This is a genomic window from Rathayibacter sp. VKM Ac-2804 (genome assembly GCF_009866655.1).
Lineage (GTDB): Bacteria > Actinomycetota > Actinomycetes > Actinomycetales > Microbacteriaceae > Rathayibacter.
In genome coordinates, this window is record NZ_CP047420.1 from 3,905,079 (window position 1) to 3,916,167 (window position 11,089).

Genomic DNA, 11,089 nt, shown 5'->3' on the forward strand with positions numbered 1-11,089 from the left:
GAATGCTGCGCACCCGCCTCCTCTCGGCCGTCCGGTTCTCGCGACCGGAGTGGGCGCTGATCGGGATCACCGCGCTCTGGGGCGGCACCTTCCTGGCGGTGCACGTCGCGATGCAGCACAGCGGGCCGCTCTTCTTCGTCGGGGTGCGGTTCCTCGCGGCGGGAGTGATCAGCGCCGTGGTCTTCCACCGGTCGCTGCGCGGGATGCGGCGGATCGACCTGGGAGCCGGGGCCGCGATCGGCGCGATGATCTTCCTCGGCTACGGGCTGCAGACCTTCGGACTGCAGAGCATCTCGAGCAGCACCTCCGCCTTCCTCACGGCGCTGTACGTGCCGCTGGTGCCGCTGCTGCAGTGGGTCGTGCTGCGGCGGCGGCCCGGGGTGCTCACGCTCGTCGGCGTCGGGCTGGCGTTCGTCGGGCTGCTGCTGATCGCGGGCCCGCAGACCGGAGTGGGACTCGGGGCGGGCGAGGTCGCGACGCTGATCAGCACCCTCCCGATCGCCGCGGAGATCATCCTGATCAGCGCGTTCGCCGGGCGGGTCGACCTCGGGCGCGTGACGGTCGTGCAGCTCCTGGTCGCGGGCGGACTCTCGTTCGCCTGCATGCCCTTCGCCGGGGAGGCGATCCCCGCGTTCTCCTGGGTCTGGCTCGTCGCCGCCCTCGCCCTCGGCGCGAGCAGCTGCCTGATCCAGTTGACGATGAACTGGGCGCAGCGCTCGGTCTCGCCGACCCGGGCGACGATCATCTACTCCGCCGAGCCGGTCTGGGGCGGGATCATCGGGCGGCTCGCCGGCGACCGGCTGCCGGCGCTCGCGCTGGTGGGGGCGGCGCTGATCGTCGCGGGGACGCTCGTGAGCGAGCTGCGGCCGCGGGGGGCGAGCGAGAACGCGGCGGAGGTGGATGCGCGAGGACCGGAGGAGCCTCTTGAGGCGGCCACCCCCTCTTCGGAGCCGCTCGACCGCACCTCAGGCTCGTGAGTGCTCGCCCGAGACTGGCCCACGGCCAGGAAGTTAGGTTAGGTTAACCTTCGCAACCCCCGTCACCCCCTTCGAAGGATCGCCGTGCCCGTCTCCCGCACCCCCCTCCGCCGCACGCCTCTGCGCGTCTCCGTCGTCGCCGCGCTCGGCCTCTCCGCCCTGCTGCTGACCGGCTGCTCCGCGGGGGCCGACGCCGCCGGCACCGACGGCAGCACCGACGGCAGCACCGACGCCGCCGCGACCGGCGCGGGCTTCCCCGTCACTGTCGAGCACGCGTTCGGCGAGACGACCGTGGAGTCGGCCGACCGCGTCGTCGCGACCAGCTGGACCAACCAGGACGTGGCGCTCGCCCTCGGCGTGACTCCGGTCGGCTTCGCGAAGGCCTCCTACGGCGACGAGGACGGCGACGGCCTCCTCGCCTGGACGAAGGAGGCGCTCGACGCGAGCGGTGCCGAGACGCCCACGCTCTTCGACGAGACCGACGGCGTGCCGTTCGAGGCGATCTCGGACCTCACCCCCGACGTGATCCTCTCCGCCTACTCCGGCATCACGCAGCAGGACTACGACACCCTCACGCAGATCGCCCCGACCGTCGCGTACCCCGGCCTGCCCTGGGCGACCACCTGGCAGGACTCCGCGAAGCTCGACGGCGAGGCGCTCGGGCTGGGCGACGAGGCCGAGGCGAAGGTCGCCGAGGTCGAGGACGAGATCGACGCCGCCGTCGCCGCGAAGCCCTCGCTCGCCGGCAAGACCTTCACCTACGGCTGGTACGACCCGACCGACGCCAGCACCTTCACCTACTACACCGGCAACGACGCGCGGGTGAAGTTCGTCGAGGACCTCGGTCTCGAGCTCGCTCCGAGCGTCGTCTCGCTCACCGGCGACTCCGAGCTGTTCAGCGGCACCGTCAGCTCCGAGAACGCCGACCAGCTCGACGCCGACGTCCTCATCGTCTACGGCGACGACACCACCCTCGCGGCGCTGCAGGCCGACCCGCTGCTCTCCAAGATCCCCGCGGTCGCCCGCGGCTCGGTCTACGTCCTCACCGACGACTCCTCCGCCGCCATGGCCACGTCGTCGCCGAACCTGCTGAGCATCCCGTGGGTGCTCGACGAGTACACCACCGGCCTCGCGACCGCCGCCGACAAGGTGTCGTGACCGCCGAAGCCACGGCACCCCACCGGCGCCCCGGACGCGGCGACATCCGCCTCCGGGGCGCCGGTGCGCGCTGGCGCATCCCGGCGCTGATCGCGGTCCTCGCCGCGCTCGTCGTCGCCTCGGTGCTCTCGCTCGTCTACGGCTCCCGCGAGATCCCCTTCGGCGAGATCTGGCCCGCGCTCACCGCGCCCGACCCGGACTCGATCGTCGACGCGGCGGTGCAGGGCCGCGTCCCGCGCACGGTCCTGGCGCTGCTCGTCGGCGCCGCGCTCGGGCTCGCCGGCGCGGTGATGCAGGGGATGACCCGCAACCCGCTCGCCGACCCGGGGATCCTCGGGCTCAACGCGGGCGCCTCCCTCGCCGTCGTGCTCGGGATCGCCACCCTCGGGGCGGCGACGCTCCCCCAGTTCATCTGGCTCGCCTTCCTCGGCGCGGCGGCGGCGGGCGCCTTCGTCTACGCGGTCGCGTCGCTGGGACGCGAGGGCGCCACTCCCCTCAAGCTCGCGCTCGCCGGCGCCGCGACCGCCGCGGCCCTCGCCTCGCTGATCAGCGCCGTGCTGCTCACCCAGGACGCGACGCTCAACCGGTTCCGGTTCTGGCAGGTCGGCGGAGTGGGCGGCGCCGAGTTCACGAGCATCCTGAAGGTCCTGCCGTTCCTCGCGGTCGGCGGCGTGCTCGCGGTCGGCAGCGCCCGCGGACTCGACGCCCTCGCCCTCGGCGACGACCTCGCGAAGGGACTCGGCCGCCGCGTCGGCCGCACCCGCCTCGTCGCCGGGCTCGCCGCGGTGCTGCTCTGCGGAGCGGCGACCGCGATCGCGGGGCCGATCGGCTTCATCGGGCTGACGGTCCCGCACCTCGCGCGGCGGTTCACCGGGCCGTCGCACTCCTGGCTGCTCCCCTCCTCCGCACTGCTCGGCGCGCTGCTGCTCGTCGTCGCCGACGTGCTCGGCCGGGTCGTCGCGCGGCCGAGCGACGTCGAGGTGGGCATCGTCACCGCACTGATCGGGGCGCCGGTGCTGATCGCGATCGTGCGGCGCTCGAAGGTGCGGGCCCTGTGAGCGCCGCCCCGTCACTCCGCTCTTCTGCGGGCGCTCCCCCGCTCGGCGTCGCCGCGGGCCGTCGCCGCCGGGCGCGCCGCACCGTCCTCGGCTGCACGGCGCTCGCGCTGGTCGCCCTCGCGCTCGTCGTCGTGTCGCTCACCGTCGGCAGCACCGTCTACTCGCCGCTCGAGGTGCTGCGGGTGATGCTCGGCGAGACCGTGCCGGGCGCCTCCTTCACCGTCGGCACCCTGCGCCTGCCGCGCACCCTCACTGCCGTGCTGGTCGGCCTGGGCTTCGGGATGGGCGGCGTGATCTTCCAGACGATGCTGCGGAACGCGCTCGCCAGCCCGGACATCATCGGCATCACCTCGGGTGCGAGTGCGGCAGCGGTCGTCGCGATCGCGTTCTTCGGACTCTCCGGCGGCGCGGTCTCGGTGATCGCGGTCGCGGCGGCCCTCGTCACGGCGCTGCTGATCGCCTGGCTCGCCGACGGCAGCGGCGTGATCGGCGCCCGGCTGATCCTGATCGGCATCGGGATCGCCGCGATGCTGCAGAGCGTCATCGCCTACGTGCAGACCCGAGCGCAGTTCGAGGACGTGCAGGAGTCGCTGCGCTGGCTGACCGGCAGCCTCAACTCCGCGTCCTGGGCGGGGGTGCCCGCGCTCGCGCTGTCGATGCTGGTGCTCGCGCCGCTCGCGCTGCTGCTGGCCGGGCGGCTCTCGATGCTGCAGCTCGGCGACGAGTCCGCGACCGCGCTGGGAGTGGACGTGCGGCGCAGCCGGCTGGGGCTGCTCGCGGTGGCGGTGTGCCTGGTCGCCGTCGCGACCGCGGCCACCGGGCCGATCGCGTTCGTCGCCTTCGTCTCCGGGCCGATCGCGCGGCGGCTCGTGCCGGACGCGCGCGTGCCGCTGATCCCGTCGGCGCTGGTCGGGATCGTCGTGGTGCTCGCGGCGGACCTGGTCGCGCAGCACATCGCCGGGCTCGCCTTCTCGGGCGCCCGCTTCCCCGTCGGAGTGGTGACCGGTGCGCTCGGCGCGCCGTTCCTGCTCTGGCTCCTCGCCCGCCGCAACCGCACCGGAGGATCCCTGTGACCGCCCCGACCTCCCCCGTGGCCGCCGGTCACTCCACGCTGTCCGTCGACGGTGTGACGCTCGCCTACGACGAGCGGGTGGTCGTCGACGGGCTGTCGCTGACGGTGCCGACCGGGGCGATCAGCGTCATCGTCGGGGCGAACGCCTGCGGCAAGTCGACGCTGCTGCGCGCGATGGCGCGGCTGATCACGCCGAGCGCGGGGGCCGTGCTGCTCGACGGCGAGGCGATCCACCGGCTCCCGACGCGGCAGGTCGCGCAGCGGGTGGGACTGCTGCCGCAGACGCCGATCGCGCCCGAGGGGATCGCCGTGGCGGACCTGGTGGCGCGCGGGCGGTACCCGCACCGCGGCTGGTTCGGGCGGGGCGCGTCCGCGGACGACGACGCGATCGTGGAGGACGCCCTGCGCGCCACCGGGACGCTCGAGATCGCGGACCGGCCCGTCGACGAGCTGTCCGGCGGGCAGCGGCAGCGGGTGTGGATCGCGCTGGCGCTCGCGCAGCGGACCGACGTGCTGCTGCTCGACGAGCCGACGACCTACCTCGACGTGTCGCACCAGATCGAGGTGCTCGACCTGCTGACCGATCTCAACCGGGAGCGCGGCACGACGATCGTGATCGTGCTGCACGACCTGAACCTGGCGGCGCGGTACGCCGGCCACCTCTTCGCGGTGCGGGCCGGGGCGCTGTACGCGTCGGGGACGCCGGCCGAGGTCGTGACCGCGGACACGGTGCGCGCGGTCTTCGGCATGGAGTCGCGCGTGATCGCGGACCCGGTGTCCGGGACGCCGCTGGTGCTGCCGATCGGGCGGCACCACTCGGGGTGAGGGGTCCAGCATGTCGCGCCGAGGCGTCCTCGGACGGTCGAGGCGTCCCGGTGCTGCTGGACGTCTCGACCATTGCGGGACGCCTCGGCGGGGTGCACTCCATGATGATCGAGTAGCCCGCACAGCGGGCGTATCGAGATCCACCACCGTCAGAACGCGAGTCTGCAGACCCGCCCTGCTGATGACGGCGGGTCTCGATACGCCCCTACGGGGCTACTCGACCAACATGATGCGGCGCCGCCGCGTCCTTCTTCCCGCCACCGAGACGCGAAGCGTCTTCCCCGCTCGATACGCCCCTCCGGGGCTACTGGACAGCATGGGGCGGTGGGAGCGGTTTCCTGGGGCCGGTGTCGGAGGCGTGTGGCACCCTCCTCCGAGGAGTCCGCAGGCGGCGGACGGAGCGGAGCGGCATGATCGAGCTGGACCTGAGCGGACGGACGGCCCTGGTGACGGGGTCGGGGCAGGGCATCGGACTCGCGATCGCCATCGGGCTGGCACACGCCGGCGCCGAGGTGGTCGTCAACGCGCGATCGGAGCGGTCGGTGCGCCGAGCGATCAAGGACGTGCGCGCGGCCGTGCCCGACGCCTCCGTCCGCGGTGTGGCGGCCGACGTCTCGAGCGAGGCCGGGACGGCGAAGCTGCTCGAGTCGGTCCCGCGGGTCGACGTGCTGGTGAACAACCTCGGCATCTTCGGCAGCACCGAGCCGCTCGACATCACCGACGACGAGTGGCGGCGCTACTTCGAGGTCAACGTCCTCACCGGCGTCCGCCTCACCCGCGCCTACCTGCCCGCGATGACGGAGGAGGGCTGGGGCCGCGTCCTCTACATCGGCAGCGACTCCGCCGTCGTCACGCCGGCCGAGATGATCCACTACGGCGTCTCGAAGACCGCCCTGCTCGGCGTCTCCCGCGGCTTCGCGAAGGCCGCCGCCGGCACCGGCGTCACCGTCAACAGCGTCCTCGCCGGGCCTACGCACACCGGCGGCGTCGAGGACTTCGTCTACGAGCTCGTGGACCACTCCCTCCCCTGGGAGGAGGCGCAGCGCGAGTTCATGCGGCTGCACCGCCCGCAGTCGCTGCTCCAGCGCCTGATCGAGCCGGAGGAGATCGCGAACATGGTCGTCTACCTGGCGTCGCCGCTCGCCTCGGCGACCACGGGCGCCGCAGTGCGGGTGGACGGCGGGTACATCGACGCGATCGTGCCGTGAGGGCCGGGACCCGAGGCGCGTGCACGGACGGCAGGAGGACCTGGCGCACCAGCTCAGGAGGCTGAGCACTGCGTCGGATCACGACTCGCAGGACCGACACCACGCGCCACCGTTAAAGATGAAACCGCCGTGATCGAGGCGATCTACGGCGGTTTCCGAAACCCGACCGCGGCCGGTGCCGGGGGGATATGACCCCGACCATATCATTGTGGACGTGATCCCACAACTCAGCGAAGGAGAGCAGAAGGCTCTGATCGCGAGCCTCGCGAGGCAGCGCTTGCGCAGGTTCCGCGCCGCCACGACCGGCGACCGGGACGCGGTGGCCCTTTATCTGCTCGACGCGGAACTTGCCGCGCACCTCCACGCCGCGGTGCGCTTCGCTGAGGTAGCGCTCCGCGAGGCCCTTCACCGCTCGCTGGCGGCTGCCTACGGCGAGAGATGGTTCCAGACGCAGCGAGGGCTCCTGGACAAGAAGGTCGACGCAGCGTTCGGCGAGGCCGAGGCGACAGTCGGTATCGGCGCTCCGGCCGGGAAGATCATCGCTCACGTCATGCTGGGGACCTGGGTGAACCTCCTCGGAAAGGGTGACGAGAAGCTCGACGGAACGCGTGCGCACTACGTCCGAGACCTCTGAGAACCTGCCCTGAAGCACGGCCTCTCGAAACCGCGCAAGGAAGTCGCGCGTCTGGCCCAACGCATGAATTGGGCTCGCAACCGGATCAGTCACTGCGAACCGGTCGTCTTCGGTCTGCCCATGCCGGGACTCGGCGCCCCGGGTCTCCAGGTGCGCAAGTCGCCGGAGCTGATCCTCGTCGACATCCAGGAGATCCTGCGCCTCACGGCTCCCGGCTTCTCCACCTGGCTCGATCGATGGACGGTGACGCGGAGACTCTGCACCGAACGGCTGGCAGTGCAAGCTCTCGACCACATCGCCCGGGACGGATCCATCCAGCTCGAGCGCTGACGCGGGTGAGGAATCCGACGCCGATCGTGAACACGGCGGCCACCGCTGGCCTCCGCCCAGTACCGGACCGCGGTTCGGGTGGACGGCGGGTACATCGACGCGATCGTGCCGTGACGCCGGCACTCGAGGCGCCAGGCGCCGGAAGCCTCAGCGCGCCGCTGCCGGCGCCGGGGTCGGGAGCGTCAGGGACGTGAAGCGCCGCACCTGCTCCGTCAGGGCGCGCTCCGTCGGCAGCCGCTCCATGGAGGATGCGCCGTAGAAGCCGTCGAGGCCGACCGCGTTGCTGAGCACGTACTGCGCGTCCTCCGGCTCGGCGACGGGGCCGCCGTGCACGAGCACGATCACGTCGCTGCGGACTCGGCGGGCGGCGGCCGCCCAGGCCGTAGCCAGCTGGACGCCGTCGTCGAGGGTCCGTGCGGTCTCGGCGCCGATCGAGCCGCCGGTGGTGAGGCCCAGGTGCACCACGACGACGTCGGCGCCCGCCTCGGTCATCGCGACCGCGTCCTCCTCGGAGAAGACGTACGGCGTGGTCAGCAGGTCCTCGGCACGCGCGGCGCGGATCAGCTCGACCTCCTTGTCGTAGCCCATCCCGGTCTCCTCGAGGTTGGCGCGGAAGTTGCCGTCGATGAGGCCGACGGTCGGGAAGTTCTGCACGCCCGAGAAACCCTGGTCCTTCAGCTGCCGGAGGAAGCGCGGCACGTCCAGGAACGGATCCGTGCCGTTCACCCCGGCGAGCACCGGCGTGCGCTGCGGCACGCCGAGGATCTCGCGCCCCATGTCGACGACGATGTCGTTCGCGTTGCCGTAGGCGAGCAGGCCGCTGAGCGAGCCGCGGCCCGCCATCCGGAAGCGACCGGAGTTGTAGATGATGATCAGATCGGCTCCGCCGTCCTCCTCGCACTTCGCCGAGAGGCCGATGCCGGCGCCGGCGCCGACGATCGGCTCGCCGAGGGCGACCTTGGTGCGGAGACGGTCGAGGATGTCGGTGCGGGCGACGAAGGTCATGAGTGCGCTCCCTGGAGGGTCGGTGTGCGGGGTGCGGTGATCGCCGCATGCAGCCGGGCGACGGCCGCCTCGGCGAAGGCCGGATCGTTGATGTCGGTGTCGAGCTCGACGAGCTCGACCGGGGAGCCGGCGAGTCCGGCTCGGACCGCTCCGAAGAGCGCGTCGTCGGCCTTACCGTCGGCGAAGGGTCCGCCGGGCACGGCGATCGCCGAGACCCCGCCGAGCGGGAGCAGCACAGTGGTGGGCCCGGAGGACTCAGCGACCCGCGCGGCCAGACGCGCGCCCAGTTCGGCACACTCCGCGGCGGTCGTCCGCATCAGCGTGACGCTCGAGTTGTGCACGTGCAGCCGGCGCTCGTGGAAGCGCTCCGGAACCGTGTCGACGGCGCCGAAGTTCACCATGTCGAGCGCGCCGACCGAGACCACCTGCGGCACGCCGGCGGCGGCCGCGGCGCGCAAGCGGTCGGGCCCCGCGGAGAACACTCCCCCGACGAGCTCGTCGGCCAGCTCGGTCGTCGTCAGGTCGAGCACCCCGGCGAAGAAGCCCTGCCGGATCAGCGACTCCATGGCCTTCCCGCCCGACCCGGTCATGTGGAAGACGAGCACCTCGTAGCCGAGCTCCTCGAGCCGCTCGCGCGCCCGGGTCACGCACGGGGTGGTCACGCCGAACATGCTGGCGGCGATCATCGGGCGCACGCCGTCGTCGGGGACGGGCTCGGCGGCGACCATCCCGGCCATCGCCGCCGCGGCGTTGACGAGGATGCGCAGCGAGATCCGGTTCAGCCCGGCGATGTCGACGACCGAGGGCGCGAGGATCAGGTCGCTGCTCCCGACGTACTGCTCGGTCGCTCCCGACGCGGCCGTCGAGACGATCAGCTTCGGGAAGCCCAGCGGCAGACCGCCGAACGCGGTCGCCGCCAGCGAGGTTCCGCCCGTCCCGCCGAGCGCGAGCGCGCCCTGCACGGAGCCCTGCGCGACGAGGTCGCGGACGACGGCGGTCGCTCCGGCCGCCATGACGGCCATCGCAGCGCCCCGGTCCCCCGCGGCGGCGAGCGCCGCAGCGCTCGAGCCGCCGGCGTGGGCCACCGTGTCGCGATCGATGTCCGGCGCGAGCCCCGGTGCGCCGAGCACTCCGGCGTCGATCACGATCGAGTCGACGCCCGCCGATCTCAGGCGGTCGCGGAGGAACGCGTACTCCTCGCCCTTGGTGTCGAGCGTTCCGAGCAACACGACGGTGTGCGGCATCGCGAGGTCCTTCCTCCTCCGGCCCCGTCGCCATCGGTCGATTGACCCGGCCGGGGATTGCTCCCATGATGTGCCGATGACGTATCAGGCAGCGAGTGCCAATGCCTTCCGATTGGTCGCGGTCGGCGCGAACCGGCTCCTCCGGCTGCTCGGCGAGTGGCAGCAGGGCGAGGGGGCCCTGCACGAGGAGCTCGCCGCGGCGCTGCGCACGCTCATCCGCAGCGGGGCGCTGCCGTCGGGGTCGCGGCTGCCGTCCGAGCGGATCCTCGGCGCGGCACTCGGCGTCAGCCGCAACACGGTGACCAAGGCGCTCGACGACCTCCGCGCCGAGGGCCTGCTCTCGAGCCGACGGGGTGACGGGACGTACGTCAGCGCCTCGCGGCATCCGCAGACCAGTCGCGGCGGCGACCGGCTCCGCTCGTTCGTCGGCGAGGCCGCGGCCGTCGACCGCATCGATCTGCGGAGCGCGGCGCTGCCCGGCCTGCCGATGGTCGCGGACGAGTTCAACGCGATCGACAGCTCGCGCACCCGCGATCTCGTGGCCGGCCACGGCTACATCCCGGCGGGTCTCGCCGAGCTCCGGCTAGCGGTCGCCGGGTACTACACCGACCTCGGACTGCCGACGACGCCGGAGCACATCCTGATCACCTCCGGGGCGCAGCAGGCCCTCCGGCTCGCCGCCGCGGTATTCGTCGCCCCGGGCGCCACGGTGCTCGTCGAGGAGCCGACGTTCCGCGGGGCCATCGAGTCGCTCAAGGCGCTGGGCGCACGCCTGGTCGGCGTGACCTCCGGACCGGACGGCATCGACGTCGACGAGCTCGCGAAGCTGACGGTCGCCCTGAAGCCGGTGCTGATCGTGGTGCAGTCCACCGCGCAGAATCCGACGGGCTCGGTGCTCGACCACTTCCGCCGGAGCCGCCTGGCCACCCTCTCGGCGCGGCACGGCGTTCCGGTCATCGACGACGCTACGCTCGCCGACACGATCATCGACGGCGAGCGCCGTCCCATCCCGCTCGCCGCGGGCGGGGAGTTGATCATGACCGTCGGCTCGGTGAGCAAGTCGTTCTGGGGCGGGCTGCGCGTCGGCTGGCTGCGCGCCCGGCCGGACCTCGTCGCCGAGCTCGCCGCGGTGAAGGGCGGCGAGGATCTGGGCACCTCGGTCCTCGCGCAGATCGTGGCCGCGCGGCTGCTCGGGCGGATCGAGCGCGCTCGCGACGAGCGGCTGCTCCTGCTGTCGGAGCACCGGCGCCTGGTGCTCGACGCCGTGGCGGAGCACCTGCCGAGCTGGTCGCCGCAGATCCCGCAGGGCGGCGGCTCGCTCTGGATCAAGCTCCCCGAGCCTCGCGCGACCGCCCTGGCGCAGCGTGCGGAGCGGGCGGGGGTGCGGATCCTTCCCGGTCCGACCTTCAGCGTCGACGACCGCCTCGACGACCACGTCCGGATCTCCTACGCCAACGACCCGGCGCTCACCCGGGCCGGGATCGAGATCCTGGCGACGACCTGGAACACGCTTCCCGACTGAGGGCGCCCCGTGGGCCAACGTGCCCGTATTGGCTCTCTCCTCGACCGGATCGGCCC

At 72.8% G+C, this 11,089-nt stretch carries 11 protein-coding genes; 9 read left to right on the plus strand and 2 right to left on the minus strand.

All coding sequences use genetic code 11. The annotated features are described in order from the left end of the window. Window positions 1-2: 2 nt before the first annotated feature. The 8 genes from GTU73_RS18135 to GTU73_RS18170 all read left to right on the plus strand — a co-directional run bounded on the left by GTU73_RS18135 (window position 3) and on the right by GTU73_RS18170 (window position 7,262). Window positions 3-977 (plus strand): DMT family transporter, encoded by a 975-nt coding sequence (locus tag GTU73_RS18135; RefSeq protein WP_160091015.1) that lies wholly within the window; start codon window positions 3-5, stop codon window positions 975-977. A gap of 84 nt (window positions 978-1,061) precedes the next feature. After that, window positions 1,062-2,135 (plus strand): iron-siderophore ABC transporter substrate-binding protein, encoded by a 1,074-nt coding sequence (locus tag GTU73_RS18140; RefSeq protein ID WP_244231692.1) that lies wholly within the window; start codon window positions 1,062-1,064, stop codon window positions 2,133-2,135. Window positions 2,136-2,212: 77 nt separating this feature from the next. Continuing rightward, a complete protein-coding gene (locus GTU73_RS18145) occupies window positions 2,213-3,193 on the plus strand; it encodes an iron chelate uptake ABC transporter family permease subunit (protein ID WP_160091472.1) in 981 nt (326 codons plus the stop codon). Continuing rightward, the gene (locus GTU73_RS18150) at window positions 3,190-4,266 is read left to right on the plus strand and encodes an iron chelate uptake ABC transporter family permease subunit (protein WP_160091016.1); all 1,077 of its coding nucleotides are present in this window, start codon (window positions 3,190-3,192) and stop codon (window positions 4,264-4,266) included. The genes GTU73_RS18145 and GTU73_RS18150 overlap by 4 nt, the downstream gene beginning before the upstream one ends. Further along, entirely contained in the window at window positions 4,263-5,090 is an 828-nt protein-coding gene (locus GTU73_RS18155) for an ABC transporter ATP-binding protein (protein ID WP_244231693.1), read from the plus strand. The genes GTU73_RS18150 and GTU73_RS18155 overlap by 4 nt, the downstream gene beginning before the upstream one ends. A gap of 413 nt (window positions 5,091-5,503) precedes the next feature. Next, the gene (locus tag GTU73_RS18160) at window positions 5,504-6,298 is read left to right on the plus strand and encodes an SDR family oxidoreductase (protein WP_160091474.1); all 795 of its coding nucleotides are present in this window, start codon (window positions 5,504-5,506) and stop codon (window positions 6,296-6,298) included. Window positions 6,299-6,512: 214 nt separating this feature from the next. Beyond that, window positions 6,513-6,932, plus strand: coding sequence for an Abi family protein (locus GTU73_RS18165; RefSeq protein WP_160091017.1), 420 nt, complete (start codon window positions 6,513-6,515; stop codon window positions 6,930-6,932). Between the two features lie 120 nt (window positions 6,933-7,052). Beyond that, a complete protein-coding gene (locus GTU73_RS18170) occupies window positions 7,053-7,262 on the plus strand; it encodes a hypothetical protein (RefSeq protein ID WP_160091018.1) in 210 nt (69 codons plus the stop codon). Between the two features lie 147 nt (window positions 7,263-7,409). On the opposite strand, the gene GTU73_RS18175 is transcribed toward GTU73_RS18170, so the two are convergent. Together GTU73_RS18175 and GTU73_RS18180 are read right to left on the minus strand one after the other, a co-directional pair. Next, complete coding sequence (locus GTU73_RS18175) at window positions 7,410-8,267, minus strand: phosphoenolpyruvate hydrolase family protein (RefSeq protein WP_160091019.1); 858 nt, start codon at window positions 8,265-8,267, stop codon at window positions 7,410-7,412. After that, on the minus strand, window positions 8,264-9,511 hold the full coding sequence (locus GTU73_RS18180) for a Tm-1-like ATP-binding domain-containing protein (RefSeq protein ID WP_160091020.1): 1,248 nt from the start codon (window positions 9,509-9,511) through the stop codon (window positions 8,264-8,266). Before GTU73_RS18180 ends, GTU73_RS18175 begins: the two co-directional genes overlap by 4 nt. Window positions 9,512-9,587: 76 nt before the next feature. On the opposite strand from GTU73_RS18180, the gene GTU73_RS18185 reads away from it, so the two are divergent. Continuing rightward, a complete protein-coding gene (locus GTU73_RS18185; RefSeq protein ID WP_160091021.1) occupies window positions 9,588-11,033 on the plus strand; it encodes a PLP-dependent aminotransferase family protein in 1,446 nt (481 codons plus the stop codon). The last annotated feature ends 56 nt before the right edge of the window (window positions 11,034-11,089 follow it).